This is a genomic window from Sphingobium sp. SA2, from assembly GCF_032227065.1.
In the GTDB taxonomy this organism is placed as follows: domain Bacteria; phylum Pseudomonadota; class Alphaproteobacteria; order Sphingomonadales; family Sphingomonadaceae; genus Sphingobium.
The window spans coordinates 3015651-3030342 of sequence record NZ_JAPMXX010000006.1 but is presented as its reverse complement, the minus strand read 5'-3'; the positions used below and the strand labels follow the sequence as shown (position 1 = coordinate 3030342).

Sequence of the window (14692 nt, the reverse complement as noted above, 5' to 3'; positions counted from 1 at the left end):
TGTCGGCATTGGATGACCGACAAAGGAGACGAATTTCATGGCCAACTGGTCCGACCCCCGTTCCGACACCCGTTCGAATATGGCGGGCTTTGGCGGCGCGACCGCTGACCGTAGCGCGGCGTTCGACGCCGGACTGCGCAGCTATATGCTGTCGGTGTATAATTATATGGCGAGCGGCGTCTTGCTGACTGGCGTCGTCGCGATGCTGTTTGCGTCGAGCGGCATGGCCGCGCAGGTGCTGGGCGGTCCCGGCATCCTGAAATATGTCATCATGTTCGCGCCGTTGGTTTTCGTGATGGTGCTGAGCTTTGGCATCAACAAGCTGTCGACGGCGGCTGCGCAGGGGCTTTTCTGGGCCTATGCCGCGGTGATGGGCCTGTCGCTCTCGTCGATCTTCCTGGTCTATACCGGCACGTCGATCGCGCAGACCTTCTTTGCGACCGCCGCCGCTTTCGCGGGCCTGAGCCTGTTCGGCTACACCACCAAGAAGGATCTGTCGGCATTCGGCACTTTCCTGATCATGGGTGTGGTCGGGCTGTTCGTCGCGATGCTGATCAACCTGTTCCTCCAGTCGAGCGTGATGGATTTGGTCATCAGCGGCGTCGGCGTGCTGCTGTTCGCGGGTCTGACGGCCTATGACACGCAGAAGATCAAGAGCATGTATGCCTATGTCCAGGGCACGGACATGATGGGCAAGACGGTCATCATGGGGGCGCTGAACCTCTATCTCGACTTCATCAACATGTTCCTGTTCCTGCTGCGCTTCATGGGCGGCAGCCGCGACTGATCGACTGCGCTGAGAGAATAGAAAAAGGCCCGGCGGAGCGATCCGCCGGGCCTTTTCGTTTTGGACCTGCGCGCGACAGCGTGTCTCGACTTCGCTCGACACGAACGGGATCGATCAGGCTGGCTTCTGCATTTTGGCGATGAGGGCGTTGTCGATCGCCTTTTGCCGTTGATAGGCGGGGCGGGTGCGTAGACGTTCGGCATAGGCGGTCAACGCGGGTGTTGCGGGCATGGTGCCGAAGGCGAGACCCCAATCGACCTGCGACCCCACATAGACGTCAGCGGCGGTGAATTGGTCGCCGCAGATCCATTGGGGCACGGAAACTGCTTGTTCCAAAGCCTGCAGCACGTCGTCGAGCGTGCCATAGCCGACCGACTGTTCGCGGCCTTCGGGCAGGACGAAACCCATCGCCTTGTTGGTGATGGCAGCTTCGAGCGGCCCGGCGGCGAAGAAGAGCCAGCGATAATAGGCGCCGCGCGCATCGGTGGGTGGGGCGAGATTGGCGGCCGGGAAGGCGTCGGCGAGATAGGCGCAGATGGCGGCGCATTCGGTGACGATGGTATCGCCATGGCGAATTGCGGGCACCTTGCCCATCGGGTTGATGGCGAGATAGTCGGGCGCCTTCATGGTCGTGCCATAGTCGAGAATGACCGTGTCATAAGCGACGCCGGTTTCCTCCAGCATCCAGCGGGCGATCTGCCCGCGCGACATGGGGTTGGTGTAGAAAGTGAGGCTGGTCATGGGATCGACTCCTGAAGGACGGCGACGACTATGCGGCAAGAGCGGCGGCGGAACCAGTCGGGGGATCGTTGCGCTGTTCAGGATCTACAGGTTTTTCGTCATCCCCGCGAAGGCGGGGATCCATCTCAGGCCCTATCGAAAGACCGAAGGTTGGGAGATGGGTTCCCGCCTTCGCGGGAATGACGATGACTCGTATGCGATCCGCATTTCGCAACGATGCCCAGTCGGGGGACGGGCCATGCGTAATATGTCCGAATTTTCCGATTTTTCCCGGCGCGATTCAGAGATAGGAAAGGGGTCAGGCGTTAATAAGTCGCGATATTGCTCATGCTTCATGGTATTCCTTTATGATCCAGGCCCGGCCCGTACCGTCGCAGCAGATGCAGGGGAGACGCATGTTGGAAGATCGGATTGCCAAGCTGTCCGATGTGCAGAAGCAATGCCTGCGCCTCGCCGCGAGCGGACGCAGCTCCAAGGAAATCGCGCCTGAAGTCGGCCTGTCGCACCAGACGGTCGATCAATATATCCACCGCGCCCGCGTCACGCTGGGCGCGGAAAATCGGCGCGATGCGGCCCGTATCCTGATGGATGCGGAGAGCGCGCAGCCGTTCAAACAATTTGAATTAAAGCCGTCCCGCCTTGATGACCCGCAGGATTCCTCCATTGTGGACCTACCGGCTGCCGAGCCAGTGACGTTAGTCGAACGGATCGGCCTGCCGCCCATCGGAGGCAAGACGAATGACCTGACCGTTCAGCAGAGGCTATATGCGATAGCCCGGATTGCCTTTTTCCTGATGATCACCGCGACGGCGATCATCATCATCAGCAAGGGTGCGTTTGTCGTCCTGTCCTGACCCTGACGACGCCGCCTGACCTTTCCATCTTTTCAACCTAGCAACGTGGAGCCGTGCGGTTCCGCGAGGGGATATGCCATGCCTGATTATAATCCGATGCTCGCCCGCCGTGTCGTGACCGATATCGGCCGCACGCATAATGCGATCGACGGGGCGCTCAAGAAGCTGTCGATGCTGACGACCGACGTGCTGGAAGCGTTCAGCGACGCGCAGTTGAACGACGCGATGACGCAGCCGGTGCTGGAAGATATCGCCAATGGCTTTTCGACCATCGTGGCGGGCCGCGGCGCCTTCGTCAGCGCGCATCAGAAGCTGATCGAGATGAAGATGGAATCCAATCTGCGCAAAGTGGAGATTGGCTGCACGGTCGGGCCGATCTGTCCGTTGCCTTTCGTCGAGGAAGCGCAGCTGCGTGAGGTCGCCTAACCCGATCCGCAATGATGCGGTGCCTGTGACCATGAAGTGACCCCACGGCCATGCTGCTTCTGACCTATTGGATCATGACTCTTTGCTGCTGCCTCTATGCAGCGGCAAAGGGCGGCATGACCGGGCGCTTGGGTGCCGCCATCATCTTGTTCAAGACGGTAGCGGGCGTACTCGTCACCGTTATTCAGCCCAATTGGCAAGTCACCGCCTATTCGCTGTTGCAGGTGGATGCGGCGTGTCTGGTCGCCTTTCTATGGCTGAGTTTGCGCAGCGACTACCATTGGCCGCTCTGGTCGACCGCCTGCCAGTTTCTGGCGGTGGCGATCCATGTGACGACATTGGTGCAGCCCGAACTGACGCCCAAAGTCTATCAAGGGCTGCATAATTTATGGGCGATACCGATGCAGCTGTTCATGCTGCGCGGGATCGTCCTCGACCGCCGGTTCCGGCGGCGGCGCGGCAGGATGATCGCGGCATGACGCGGCTGCATCCCCTATCTGGAAAGTCCGTGGCGATGAGCCAAAGCTATCGAATATTGCATGTCGATAATGACAGCGACATGCGGCTGGTGGTCGAGATGGCGACGCTGCTGGACACCGGCATGACCATCCGCAGCGTGCCGAGCGGCGCGGCAGCGATCGACCTGTGCCTGGCGCAGCACGCGCGACCGGACATTCTCATGCTGGATTATCGATTGCCGGACATGAGCGGGCCGGAATTATTGCGGCGGTTGCGCCGCGATCCCGCCTTTGCGGACATGCCGGTCATTTTTCTGACGGACAGTTCGGGCCATGAGGCGGAAGAGGAAATGCGTGCGCTCGACCCCGCCGGGGTGTTGAGCAAGCCGTTCAATCCGCTGTCGCTGGCGATCGACATTCGCTTGATGGCCGATCGCTGGAGCGCGATGCACTGATTGCGTGCGGGTCGATCATGGCGCTAGGATGCGGCATGACAGACCCGCTTGCCATCACCCCCGCCGACATTTCCGACGCCGCCTGGATCATCGCGGCGGCGGCCGTCCGCACCCCGCTGATCGAGAATGATCGGCTCAACGCGCTATGCGGTGGGCGGGTATTGCTCAAGTTCGAGGGCGCGCAGCGGACCGGATCGTTCAAATTCCGCGGGGCCTATAACCGGCTGGCGCGGCTGAATGCGGAAGAGCGCGCGGCGGGCGTGGTCGCCTGGTCTTCGGGCAATCATGCGCAGGGTGTCGCTGACGCCGCGCAGTTGCTCGGCATCGCGGCGACCATCGTGATGCCTGCCGATGCGCCCGCGATCAAGCTGGCCAATACGCGCGCGCTGGGGGCGGAGGTCGTGACCTATGACCGGCTGCGCGAGAGCCGCGAGGCGATCGCGACCGCGCTGGCGGAGCAACGGGGCGCGACGCTGGTGCCCTCGTTCGACGATCCGTTCATCATCGCCGGGCAGGGGACGGTCGGGCTGGAGATTGTCGAGCAGGTCAAGGATGCTGGCGCGACGCTGGGGCAGGTGCTGGTCTGTTGCGGTGGCGGCGGGCTGACGGCGGGGATCGCGACGGCGGTGAAGGCGCAAGTGCCTGACGCCGCCATCTATACCGTCGAACCGGCGGGGTTTGACGATACCGCCCGGTCGCTGCGCAGCGGCGTGCGCGAGGCGGTGGCGGCGGACGCGCGGTCGATCTGCGATGCGTTGCAGGCGCCGATGCCGGGCGCGATGACTTTCCCCATCAACAAAGCGCTGGTTACGGGTGGGCTGGTGGTGACTGACCGGCAGGTCCGCGCGGCGATGCGCTTTGCTTTTTCCACGCTCAAGCTGGTGGTCGAGCCTGGCGGGGCGGTGGCGCTGGCGGCGGTGATGCACGGGCTTGCGCCGCCGACCGACGGGGTCAGCGTGGTTGTACTGTCGGGGAGCAATGTCGATCCGGTGGACTATGCGGCGATATTGACCGGGACGGATTGAGGCGCGCGCGTTTCTCGACTTCGCTCGAAACGAACGGGGCTAGAGCATGATGACTTTAAGTAGCATCACTCCGTTCGCCCTGAGTAGGGGCTGAGCTTGTCGAAGACCCGTATCGAAGGGAAGGGCCGGCTGCGCTCTATATCCTTCGATACGCCATTTCGACTTCGCTCAATGGCTACTCAGGACGAACGGTTCTGAGTAAAGTCATCACGCTCTAGGTACGAGCGGTAGCGTCAGTGGGCGATAACGCGGACGGCGAAGGCGGCGGCGGCGGCGCGGGTTTCGACGCCCAATTTCTCGAAAATCTGTTCCAGATGCTTGTTCACGGTGCGCGGGCTGATGACCAATATCTCGCTGATGACGCGGTTGGGTTTGCCATAGCTGATCCAGAGCAGCACTTCGGCTTCGCGCTGGGTGAGACCGAAATGGCTTTGCAGTCGGGCGATGTCGGCGAGCGGGTCGAGATGGTTGAGGCGGATCAGCACTTCGTCGCGGCGGGGGCGGCCGACGATGATGAGTTCGACGGTATCGCCGCCTGGGCTTTCGGTCTTGACCGTGGTGCCCGATGGCAGGTCGTCGGGCAGGAGGCGGGCGACCGGCGCGCGGAGCATGGCGGGCAGCGCGGTGTCGGTGCGCGACCAGGCCGGTTCCAGCGCTTCCATGAGCTTGTCGGCCCCCGGCGTGCGCCAGGAGAGCGCGCCATCCGCGCCGACGGCGATAAGATTGCGGCCGGTGGCGTCGAGCGCATAATGGCCGCCCTGGGTCTGGCGCGCATTGGCCATATGGACGCGGACGCGGGCGAGCAATTCCTCGACCACGATGGGCTTGCGGACATAATCGACGCCGCCCGCTTCGAGCGCATGGACGACATGCTCGCTTTCGGTGAGGCCGGTCATGAAGATGATCGGCACCGGCGCGCCCTGGGGCAATTGCTTGATCGCGCGGGTGGTTTCGAACCCGTCGAGACCGGGCATCACTGCGTCCATCAGGATGAGGTCGGGGACGACATGGTCGAGCAGTTCGAGCGCCGCTTCGCCGCTGGTGGCGATGAGGACAGAGATGTTCGCGGCCTCCAGCGTGTCGGTGAGGAAACGCAGGGATTCGGGCGTGTCGTCCACGACGAGGACGGTATCGGAGCGCGGCGTCGGGGTGGTCATTTTATGGCCCTTATGATTTTTATCAGCCCCTTGAGGTCGAAACGGTCGAGATGGGCGAGCATCCGGGCGGCGAGCGGCTGCGCTTGCGGCACGGCTTGTTCCAGCGCGCGGATGCTCGATTCGATGCCGCGAACATGGCCGATGATCGCTTTCTGTTCGATATCGGCCAGGATCGGCAGCGCATCCTCCGGCAGATCGGGCAGGAGAAGGTCGTCGGGCGCGGGGGTTTCGGGTGGCGGTGCGTCACCGGTCCAGCGGATATGCAACTGATCGGCGATGGCGTCCAGCAGCGCATCGAGATCGACGGGCTTCATGAGGAACATGTCGTGCGCCGCCCGGCCGTCGCCGCCGCGATGATATTCATGGGCGTTGGCCGACACCATGATGATCCGCACTTTGCCGCCCAATGTTTCGCGTAGCGCCCGGCTGATGTCCCAGCCGGATTCGCCGGGCATGGAGATGTCGAGCAGTACGATATCGGGCGCGTTGTTTTTGGCGATCTCCAAGCCAGCGCGACCGCTGAGCGCCTCCATCACCGTAAAATCAAGCGGTTCGAGCAGGCCGCGCAGCACCGCAACCTGCGACGGGTCATCATCGATCAACAGCACCTTGCGCCGGTCGCCGACGTAGCCGGAAATCCGGTCCACTGGGGGCGCGTCCTCGATCGGGTTGGCGACATGGCCGAGCATCAGGCGGACGGTGAATTGCGTGCCTTTGCCGGCTTCGCTGACGACCGAGAGGTCGCCGCCCAATATCTGGACCAGCGCCTGGGTGATGGAGAGGCCAAGGCCGATGCCCTTTTGCCGTTGTGCGTCGGGGTTGCTGCCGCGTTCGAAGGGGTCGAACACGCGCTTCAAGTCGTCGGGCGCGATGCCAAGGCCGGTGTCGATGATGTCGAAGGTCGCCATCTGGCTGCGATAGGCGACGCGGAAGGTGACCGAGCCGGTGCGGGTGAACTTGATCGCGTTCGACAGCAGGTTGATGAGGATCTGGCGCAGGCGCTTCTGATCGGTGCGGACGAAATCGGGCAGCTTTTCGGGCCGCTCGAACAGGAATTCTATGCCCTTGGACTGGGCCTGCGGGCGGAACATGTTGGCGATCTGATCGACGAAGGGGGCAAGGCGGACGGTTTCGCTGCTGATGCGCAGCACGCCGCTTTCGACCTGGCTGATGTCGAGCAGACCTTCGACCAGATTGGTCAGATGTTCGGCGCTGCGGCGGATGATCTTGGCGGCTTCGACGGGCGCGATGTCGTGGCCGCGCTCCATCAACTGGGCATAGCCGTAGATGCTGTTGAGCGGCGAGCGGATTTCGTGGCTGACGCTGACGAGATAGCGGCTCTTGGCGGCATTGGCGGATTCGGCGGCTTCCTTGGCCTTTTGCAGTTCCGCGCCGGTGACGTCATGGGCGATCACTTCCTCCATCAGCTTTTGCACATGATGCTCGCTTTCCTGCATGGCGGTGCGGCGGCTTTGGTGGGCGAGGACGATCATCCAGGCGATGACCCCGCCGATGAGCGAGAAGAGGAGGAAGAGGCCGAGCATCAGGCTGGACATCTCCGCCGCAATGTCCGGCATCCGGCTGCCGATCTGCCAGTTGATGCCGCCCAGCAAGGCAGCATTGGCGATGGTGATGGCGGCCATGACGGCGATGAAATGGCCGACCGGCGTATGGACATAGCGGGCTATGCGTTGGGGCAGCAGCCGTTCGAGCCAGCGCGCGGCCTGCTGCGTGGCGCGGCTGTCGGATTTGCAGCGATCATGGCAGCGCGCTTCCAGCGTGCAGCAGAGCGAGCAGATCGGCGCGGCATACATCGGACAATGCGCCATATCGACGGGCTGAAAGGCATTTTCGCAGATGATGCAGGTCTTGGTTTCCGCGCCCTCGGCCCAGTGCGAGCGGCGGGCGATATAATAGCGACCATGGGTGATTAGCGCGATCACGGGCGCGGCGGTGAAGGCGACGGCCATGCCGATGACCGGTGCGAAGGCCTGCGCCAATTGTCCCAGCAGGCCCAGATGCGCGCTGCCTGACACGAGGATGGACAGCAGCATCGCGCCTATGCCGACGGGGTTGATGTCGTAAAGATGGGCGCGCTTGAATTCGATGCCCGCAGGGGACAGGCCGAGCGGCTTGGAGATCATGAGGTCGGCCGCGAGCGCGCCGATCCAGCCCGCAGCGACGGTGGCGTAGAGGATCAAGATCGCCTCGATCGCGTCGAAGATGCCGACCTCCATCAGCAGCAGCGCAAGGAGGACGTTGAAGATCAGCCAGACGACGCGGCCGGGGTGGCTGTGGGTCAGGCGGGCGAAGAAATTGGACCAGGCGATGGACCCGGCATAGGCGTTGGTGACGTTGATCTTGAGCTGGCAGATGATGACGAACAGGCCAGTCAGCACCAGCGACAGGCCGGCATGGCCCGACATGGCGGTGAAGATGGTCTGGAACATCGCCGTTGGATTGGCGGCGTCGCTGGCCGAGGCCGCGCCGCCGATGAGATAATGGGCCAGCCAGGAACCGAGCAGCAGCTTCATGCCACCGATCAGCGTCCAGCCGGGGCCGCCCGCGAGCATAGCGGCCCACCATTTGCCTTTGCCGATCTTTTTCGCGCTGGGCAGGAAGCGGAGATAATCCGCCTGCTCGCCGATCTGGGGCAGGAGGGACAGGAGGGTAGAGAGGGCGAAGCCGAAATAGAGCAGGCTGACGCTGCCATCGGGCGCGCCAAGCTGGCCGGTGAAGCGCGACCATTCCGCCAGTGCGGAAGGGCCGGACCAGAGGATATAGGCGATCGGCGCGACTTGCAGCACGATCCATATGCCCTGGGTCGCGATCTGGAAGCGGGTGATGGCGCTCATGCCGTAGAGGGCGATGGGGATGACGACGAGCGCGCTGACGAGATAGGCGACGCTCATCGGCATGCCGGTCATGGCGGTGAGCGCGACCGCCATGATCGTCGCTTCGACCGAAAAGAGCAGGAAGGTGAAGCTGGCATAGATGAGCGAGGTGAGGGTCGAGCCGAGATAGCCGAAGCCTGCGCCGCGGGTCAGCAGGTCGATGTCGAGGCCATGTTTAGCGGCATGGTAGGCGATGGGCAGGCCGATGACGAACATCAGCGCGACGGCGGCGGCGATGGCCGCGACGCTGTTGGCGAAGCCGTAGGTCAGGGTGATCGATGCGCCGATCGCTTCGCAGGCGAGGAAGGCGGTCGCGCCGATCGCGGTGTTGGCGACCTGCCCCGCCGACCAGCGCCGGGCGCTGTCGGCGGTGTAGCGCAGGGCATAATCCTCCAATGTCTGGCTGGCGACCCACTTATTGTAGAGCCGCTTTTCGCGCAGGACATAGGCGGCGCGGTCCATCAGAGGGCGGCGGTGTCTGCGGGATAAGGGCGCAGGCCGCCGGTGGCGACGATGAAGTCGATGACGGCGGGCAGGCCGATATTGTCTTTGAGGTTGGTGAAGAGGAAGGGGCGCTGCCCGCGCATTTTCTTTGCGTCCCGGTCCATCACGCCCAGGTCCGCGCCGACCAGCGGGGCGAGGTCGATCTTGTTGATGAGGAGGAGGTCGGAGCGGGTGATGCCGGGGCCGCCCTTGCGCGGGATCTTGTCGCCCGCCGATACGTCGATGACATAGATGGTGATGTCGGCGAGTTCCGGCGAGAAGGTGGCGGCCAGGTTGTCGCCGCCGCTTTCGATGAAGATGAGTTCGAGGCCAGGGAATTTGCGGTGCATCGTGTCGACGGCGGCGAGGTTGATGCTGGCATCCTCGCGAATGGCGGTGTGCGGGCAGCCGCCGGTTTCCACGCCCATGATGCGTTCAGGCACCAGCGCGCCGGAGCGGGTGAGAAACTCCGCATCCTCGCGGGTGTAGATGTCGTTGGTGATGGCGGCGATGTTGTAATGGTCGCGCATCGCCTTGCACAGCCGGTCGGTCAGCGCGGTTTTGCCGGAGCCGACCGGGCCGCCAATGCCGACGCGCAGGGGACCGTTGTGACCAAGAGAAACCGGAGTCATGAGCGGAACAACCTTGTGTAGAGGGTTTCATGGGACAGGGAGGCGAGTTCGAGGTCGGGCGCGGCGGTGCCGAGGTCTTCGAGCGGGGTGACGAGCGCCTTTTCTGCAATGGCAGGAATGGCGTGGGATAGCGCGGCTAGCGCCAGCTGGCCATCGGTCTGGCCGAGCGGCACAAGGCGGACGCCAGCGGACACGAGATTGGCGGCGGTGGCGTGGAGCCAGCCGTGCAGCGCGGGTTCGAGCGGGATGGCGTGGACGGCGCAGGCGAGCGCCATGACGATGGCATGGGCCATGGGGTGATCGCCGTTGCGCGCGGCGAAGGCGTCGAGCGCGGGGTGAGGCCAGGCCTTGCGCGTGACCGAGAGGAAGGAGCCGCCCTGCTGGCGGCTTTCGAGCGCGGTTTCACTGCTGCCACGAAAGGCGGCGGCGAGCTCGGAGAGGGCGTCGAAGGCGGCGTCATCGTGCGCAGCGCGGTAGGCGTGGACGAACAGCACCGCATCGATCCAGCCGCCGCCGCGCGCCAGCACCGCTTCGACATAGGCGGTGACATGGGCGGCGGTGGTGATGCGGCCATCCTCGACCGCTGTTTCGAGGCCGTGGCTATAGGTGAAGCTGCCCACCGGATAGGAGGGCGAGGTCCAGGCGAGCAGGCGGTGGAGGGCGGCGTCAGCCAGCATGGTCGTGGGCGTGGTGATCGTGGTGGTGATCGTGATCATGGCCGTGATGGTGATGGCCGCCGCCGGAATAGGCACCGCCTTCTGGGGTGAAGGGGGCGTTGATCTTGGTGACGGTCGCGCCCAGCCCTTCGAGCATGGCGTTGATGACATGATCGTCGCGCAGGCGGATGGCGTGGGGGTGCAATTCGGCGGGCAGATGCCGGTTGCCGATATGCCAGGCGAGGCGGATCATCGCGGAGGGGTCGGCGGCGGTGACTTCGACCAGTGCTTCGGGCGCGGCGAGCACTTCGACCAGGCGGCCGTCCGACAGTTGCAGCGCATCGCCATGGCCCAGCACCGTCGCGCGGGCGAGGTCGAGCAGGAACAGCGTGCCATGGTCGGCGGTGTAGACCCAGCGGCGGCGATGGCGCGCATCATGGTCGAGCGTGATATGGTCGGCGGCGGGGCCGGACCAGTGGCCGTGGGGCAGGACTTCGTGGGCGGTCAGCATGATGTAATCACTCCGTCATTCCCGCGAATGCGGGAACCCATCTCCCACCCTGTCTCCAGACGCGAGGTCCGGAGATGGGTCCCCGCCTTCGCGGGGATGACGGGTGAAGGGTGGTTAGGGCAGCTTGTCAAAACAGGAAATATCGTTGCGCGAACGGTAGCACGCTCGCTGGTTCGCAGGTGAGCAATTCCCCATCCGCCCGGACTTCGTAGGTTTCGGGGTCGACCTCGATATGCGGCATGGCGTCGTTGAGGATCATAGAGGCCTTGCCGATGCCGCTGCGTGTGTTGCGCACGGCTTCGAGCGGGCGGGCGAGGTGGAGGCGTTCGGCGATGCCGTCGGCGATCCCCGCCGCCGACACGAAATGCACCGCGGACAGTGAGCCCGCGCGGCCCATGGCGCCGAACATCGGGCGGTAATGGACCGGCTGGGGCGTGGGGATGCTGGCATTGGGGTCGCCCATCGGTGCGACGGCGATGCTGCCGCCCTTGATCACCATGTCGGGCTTGACCGCGAAGAAGGCGGGGGACCACAGGACCAGATCGGCAAGTTTGCCGACCGCGATCGAGCCGACGATGTGGCTGATGCCGTGGGCGATGGCCGGGTTGATCGTATATTTGGCGATATAGCGTTTGGCGCGGAAATTGTCGCTGTCGGCGTCGTCGGTGCCTAGGCTGCCGCGCTGCTGCTTCATCTTGTCGGCGGTCTGCCAGCAGCGGATGATGGTTTCGCCTACACGGCCCATTGCCTGACTGTCCGACGACATCATCGAGAAAGCGCCCAGATCGTGGAGAATATCCTCCGCCGCGATGGTTTCCTTGCGGATGCGGCTGTCGGCGAAGGCGACATCCTCGGCGATGCGCGGGTCGAGATGATGGCAGACCATCAGCATGTCGAGATGTTCCTCGATCGTGTTGACGGTGTAGGGCCGGGTCGGGTTGGTGGAGGATGGCAGGACATTGGGCAGGCCCGCCAGCTTGATGATGTCGGGGGCATGGCCGCCGCCTGCGCCCTCGGTATGGAAGGCGTGGATGGTGCGGCCCGCAAACGCGCCTATCGTGCTTTCGACGAAGCCTGCTTCGTTCAACGTATCGGTGTGGATCGCGACCTGAATGTCATAGTCGTCCGCGACCGAGAGGCAGCAGTCGATCGCGGCGGGCGTGGTGCCCCAATCTTCGTGCAGTTTGAGGCCACAGGCACCGGCGCGGATCATTTCGACCAGGGCGGCTGGCTGGCTGGCATTGCCCTTGCCCATCAGGCCGAAATTCATCGGCATGGTTTCCAGCGCCTGCAACATGCGCCCGATATGCCAACTGCCCGGCGTGCAGGTGGTGGCCAGCGTACCGTGCGCAGGGCCGGTGCCGCCGCCCAGCATCGTGGTGATGCCTGCGTTCAGCGCTTCGTCCACCTGCTGCGGGCAGATGAAGTGGATGTGCGCGTCGATGCCGCCGGCGGTCAGGATGCGGCCTTCGCCCGCGATGATTTCGGTGCCGGGGCCGATGGGGATGGTGACGCCGGGCTGGACGTCCGGGTTGCCCGCCTTGCCGATGGCGGCGATGCGGCCGTCGCGGATCGACACGTCCGCCTTGATGATCCCCCAATGGTCCAGGATCAGCGCGTTGGTGATGACGGTGTCGGGCGCGCCGTCCGCGCGGGACATCTGGCTCTGGCCCATGCCGTCGCGTATCACCTTGCCGCCGCCGAACTTCACTTCCTCGCCATATATGGTGCGGTCCTCCTCGACGCGGATGAGGAGGGAGGAGTCGCCCAGCCGCACGCGGTCGCCAACGGTGGGGCCGAACATGCCAGCATAGGCGCGGCGGGACATGGTTATGGGCATGAGGCGACCTTCCGTTCGTTTCGAGCGAAGTCGAGAAACGGGCGTGCGAGCGTTTCTCGACTTCGCTCGAAACGAACGGCTGATGTGACGCCGACCATCACAATTCCCCCATCACATCACCGCGGAAACCGATGACGATGCGGTCGCCGGCATAGGGGATGAGCTGCACGTCGCGGCTTTGGCCGGGTTCGAAGCGGACGGCGGTGCCTGACGGGATATCGAGGCGATAGCCGCGCGCGGCGTCGCGGTCGAACAGCAGGGCCGGGTTGGTTTCGGCGAAATGATAATGGCTGCCGACCTGGATCGGCCGGTCGCCGCTATTGGCGATGGTGAGGGTGATGGGGGTGCGGCCTTCGTTCAGGACGATGTCGCCGGGGAGGGGGAGGATTTCGCCGGGGATCATGCTGTCCACCCCCGCAACCGTTCGGGCTGAGCTTGTCGAAGCCCTGCCCTTTTCTGCAAGAAAGAAAGGCCCTTCGACAAGCTCAGGGCGAACGGTGTTGGGGGCGTAATAGCCATCACCGGATCGGCCGATGCACGGTGACAAGTTTCGTCCCGTCCGGGAAGGTCGCTTCGACCTGAATGTCGTGGATCATTTCGGCTATCCCCTCCATCACCTGGTCGCGGGTCAGGACGTGGCCGCCGCTGGCCATCAGGGCGGCGACCGACTGGCCGTCGCGTGCGCCTTCGACCACATGGTCGGTGATCAGCGCGATCGCTTCGGGATGGTTGAGCTTGACGCCGCGCGCCAGTCTATTGCGCGCGACCATGGCGGCCATCGCGACCAGCAGCTTGTCTTTTTCGCGTCCTGTCAGGTTCATGGGGTCAACAATAGCAGATGGTGGGCATGGAGGGCGATAGGCCGAATATCGCGGCGCGCAACACGCCTGCCGCGCGCATCACATCCTTGCGCAGCGCGTGGGGATCGTTGCGGGTGAGGCGCAGGATCAGCAAGCCGTCGAAGCTGGTCGCGCCGCCGGTGGGCGCTTCGACCAGCGTGCGGGCGAGGTCGAGATAGTCGGCGGCGTCCGGCCCCGCATAAACGAGCGTGGCGACCGCGCTCGCATCGCCAAAGCCGAAGGGCGCCCGGCCGGCGGTGGCGAAGTCGCCCTCGATATGGAGCGCGTCGGCCCAGACCAGCCGCCCGCCGCGCCGGATGCGCCAGCTATCGTGGATCAGGCCGCTTTGATAGGTCTCCCCCATCGCGCCGCGTCCCAGCACCAGCATTTCCATCGCCAGCATTCGAGCATCAGGGGCCATGTCGGCGCTCAGCGTGCGGCGCATGCGGCTGCGGTCGAACAAGATCGCTTCCTGCGCCAGCCATTCGCAGGTCGCGCCCGCGCCGATGGCGATGCTGGTGTCGATGCGGGTGGGTTCATCCTCGTCCAGCGCGCGGTAGAGCTTTTCGGCGGCCTGCGGCACGATGGTCGCGCACATGCCCGGATCGACGATGATGTCGAGCGCCAGCCGGTCCCCGCCGGTCAGTCCGCCGCAGGTGGTGACGGTGACGGCTAGCGGAAAATCGCCATCGCGGCCTTCGGGGAACAGCAGCCGCGCGGGCGCGACCTGCATCATGTCGCGGATGCCGCGCGGCCCGAACGCCACCATGGCGCGGCCATCGACGCGCTGGTGCCGGGACTTGGGAGGCACGGTAATGGCGCGTTGCACGGTCATGGACACCATCTGATCAGGCGCGGGTAGTCGGGACATGGGGTATATGACGTATGGGGTGGGGGATAGCGGCGATACTGTTCCCCGGCGGAAGCCGGGGTC

Annotated in this window: 16 protein-coding genes; 6 read left to right on the top strand and 10 right to left on the bottom strand. The window is 64.4% G+C overall.

The window, feature by feature from the left end; translation table 11 throughout:
- Positions 1-37 precede the first annotated feature (37 nt).
- Positions 38-787 (top strand): Bax inhibitor-1/YccA family protein, encoded by a 750-nt coding sequence (locus OVY48_RS22210; RefSeq protein WP_037474800.1) that lies wholly within the window; start codon positions 38-40, stop codon positions 785-787.
- A gap of 114 nt (positions 788-901) precedes the next feature.
- On the opposite strand, the gene OVY48_RS22205 is transcribed toward OVY48_RS22210, so the two are convergent.
- The gene (locus OVY48_RS22205) at positions 902-1528 is read right to left on the bottom strand and encodes a glutathione S-transferase family protein (RefSeq protein WP_313924480.1); all 627 of its coding nucleotides are present in this window, start codon (positions 1526-1528) and stop codon (positions 902-904) included.
- Positions 1529-1923: 395 nt separating this feature from the next.
- On the opposite strand from OVY48_RS22205, the gene OVY48_RS22200 reads away from it, so the two are divergent.
- The 5 genes from OVY48_RS22200 (at position 1924) to OVY48_RS22180 (ending at position 4746) form a co-directional block, all read left to right on the top strand.
- Entirely contained in the window at positions 1924-2382 is a 459-nt protein-coding gene (locus OVY48_RS22200) for a helix-turn-helix domain-containing protein (RefSeq protein WP_069064959.1), read from the top strand.
- 78 nt (positions 2383-2460) lie between these two features.
- A complete protein-coding gene (locus OVY48_RS22195; protein ID WP_096061478.1) occupies positions 2461-2808 on the top strand; it encodes a hypothetical protein in 348 nt (115 codons plus the stop codon).
- Between the two features lie 50 nt (positions 2809-2858).
- Entirely contained in the window at positions 2859-3287 is a 429-nt protein-coding gene (locus OVY48_RS22190; protein ID WP_313924479.1) for a hypothetical protein, read from the top strand.
- Positions 3284-3721 carry a PleD family two-component system response regulator gene (locus OVY48_RS22185; protein ID WP_083217070.1) on the top strand — a complete coding sequence of 146 codons (438 nt, stop codon included), beginning with the start codon at positions 3284-3286 and terminating at the stop codon, positions 3719-3721. Before OVY48_RS22190 ends, OVY48_RS22185 begins: the two co-directional genes overlap by 4 nt.
- Positions 3722-3756: 35 nt before the next feature.
- Entirely contained in the window at positions 3757-4746 is a 990-nt protein-coding gene (locus OVY48_RS22180; RefSeq protein ID WP_313924478.1) for a threonine/serine dehydratase, read from the top strand.
- Between the two features lie 233 nt (positions 4747-4979).
- Here the strand turns inward: OVY48_RS22180 and OVY48_RS22175 are convergent, their stop codons facing one another.
- From OVY48_RS22175 to OVY48_RS22135, 9 genes are all read right to left on the bottom strand, one after another.
- Positions 4980-5903, bottom strand: coding sequence for a DNA-binding response regulator (locus tag OVY48_RS22175; RefSeq protein WP_069064956.1), 924 nt, complete (start codon positions 5901-5903; stop codon positions 4980-4982).
- Positions 5900-9259 carry an ATP-binding protein gene (locus OVY48_RS22170; protein WP_313924477.1) on the bottom strand — a complete coding sequence of 1120 codons (3360 nt, stop codon included), beginning with the start codon at positions 9257-9259 and terminating at the stop codon, positions 5900-5902. Before OVY48_RS22170 ends, OVY48_RS22175 begins: the two co-directional genes overlap by 4 nt.
- Positions 9259-9912, bottom strand: a complete 654-nt coding sequence (ureG, locus tag OVY48_RS22165; protein WP_313924476.1) for an urease accessory protein UreG — start codon at positions 9910-9912, stop codon at positions 9259-9261. Before ureG ends, OVY48_RS22170 begins: the two co-directional genes overlap by 1 nt.
- Positions 9909-10628 carry an urease accessory protein UreF gene (locus OVY48_RS22160; RefSeq protein ID WP_313924475.1) on the bottom strand — a complete coding sequence of 240 codons (720 nt, stop codon included), beginning with the start codon at positions 10626-10628 and terminating at the stop codon, positions 9909-9911. The genes ureG and OVY48_RS22160 overlap by 4 nt, the downstream gene beginning before the upstream one ends.
- On the bottom strand, positions 10579-11079 hold the full coding sequence (ureE, locus tag OVY48_RS22155) for an urease accessory protein UreE (protein WP_313924474.1): 501 nt from the start codon (positions 11077-11079) through the stop codon (positions 10579-10581). Before ureE ends, OVY48_RS22160 begins: the two co-directional genes overlap by 50 nt.
- Before the next feature lie 127 nt (positions 11080-11206).
- The gene (ureC, locus tag OVY48_RS22150) at positions 11207-12919 is read right to left on the bottom strand and encodes an urease subunit alpha (RefSeq protein ID WP_313924473.1); all 1713 of its coding nucleotides are present in this window, start codon (positions 12917-12919) and stop codon (positions 11207-11209) included.
- A gap of 97 nt (positions 12920-13016) precedes the next feature.
- Positions 13017-13322: an urease subunit beta gene (locus tag OVY48_RS22145; protein WP_313924472.1), complete on the bottom strand. Its 306-nt coding sequence runs from the start codon at positions 13320-13322 to the stop codon at positions 13017-13019.
- A 115-nt stretch (positions 13323-13437) separates the two neighbouring features.
- Complete coding sequence (locus OVY48_RS22140) at positions 13438-13740, bottom strand: urease subunit gamma (protein WP_043154324.1); 303 nt, start codon at positions 13738-13740, stop codon at positions 13438-13440.
- A 4-nt stretch (positions 13741-13744) separates the two neighbouring features.
- Complete coding sequence (locus OVY48_RS22135; protein ID WP_313924471.1) at positions 13745-14593, bottom strand: urease accessory protein UreD; 849 nt, start codon at positions 14591-14593, stop codon at positions 13745-13747.
- Positions 14594-14692: the final 99 nt, after the last annotated feature.

Bases quoted from the DNA above. Each gene is read 5' to 3' on its own strand.
- OVY48_RS22210 (WP_037474800.1), top strand. From the start codon at position 38: ATGGCCAACTGGTCCGACCCCCGTTCCGACACCCGTTCGAATATGGCG.
- OVY48_RS22200 (WP_069064959.1), top strand. From the start codon at position 1,924: ATGTTGGAAGATCGGATTGCCAAGCTGTCCGATGTGCAGAAGCAATGC.
- ureC (WP_313924473.1), bottom strand. From the start codon at position 12,919: ATGCCCATAACCATGTCCCGCCGCGCCTATGCTGGCATGTTCGGCCCC.
- ureG (WP_313924476.1), bottom strand. From the start codon at position 9,912: ATGACTCCGGTTTCTCTTGGTCACAACGGTCCCCTGCGCGTCGGCATT.
- OVY48_RS22195 (WP_096061478.1), top strand. From the start codon at position 2,461: ATGCCTGATTATAATCCGATGCTCGCCCGCCGTGTCGTGACCGATATC.
- OVY48_RS22205 (WP_313924480.1), bottom strand. From the start codon at position 1,528: ATGACCAGCCTCACTTTCTACACCAACCCCATGTCGCGCGGGCAGATC.
- OVY48_RS22180 (WP_313924478.1), top strand. From the start codon at position 3,757: ATGACAGACCCGCTTGCCATCACCCCCGCCGACATTTCCGACGCCGCC.
- ureE (WP_313924474.1), bottom strand. From the start codon at position 11,079: ATGCTGACCGCCCACGAAGTCCTGCCCCACGGCCACTGGTCCGGCCCC.
- OVY48_RS22160 (WP_313924475.1), bottom strand. From the start codon at position 10,628: ATGATCACGATCACCACCACGATCACCACGCCCACGACCATGCTGGCT.
- OVY48_RS22140 (WP_043154324.1), bottom strand. From the start codon at position 13,740: ATGAACCTGACAGGACGCGAAAAAGACAAGCTGCTGGTCGCGATGGCC.
- OVY48_RS22145 (WP_313924472.1), bottom strand. From the start codon at position 13,322: ATGATCCCCGGCGAAATCCTCCCCCTCCCCGGCGACATCGTCCTGAAC.
- OVY48_RS22175 (WP_069064956.1), bottom strand. From the start codon at position 5,903: ATGACCACCCCGACGCCGCGCTCCGATACCGTCCTCGTCGTGGACGAC.
- OVY48_RS22185 (WP_083217070.1), top strand. From the start codon at position 3,284: ATGACGCGGCTGCATCCCCTATCTGGAAAGTCCGTGGCGATGAGCCAA.
- OVY48_RS22170 (WP_313924477.1), bottom strand. From the start codon at position 9,259: ATGGACCGCGCCGCCTATGTCCTGCGCGAAAAGCGGCTCTACAATAAG.
- OVY48_RS22190 (WP_313924479.1), top strand. From the start codon at position 2,859: ATGCTGCTTCTGACCTATTGGATCATGACTCTTTGCTGCTGCCTCTAT.
- OVY48_RS22135 (WP_313924471.1), bottom strand. From the start codon at position 14,593: ATGACCGTGCAACGCGCCATTACCGTGCCTCCCAAGTCCCGGCACCAG.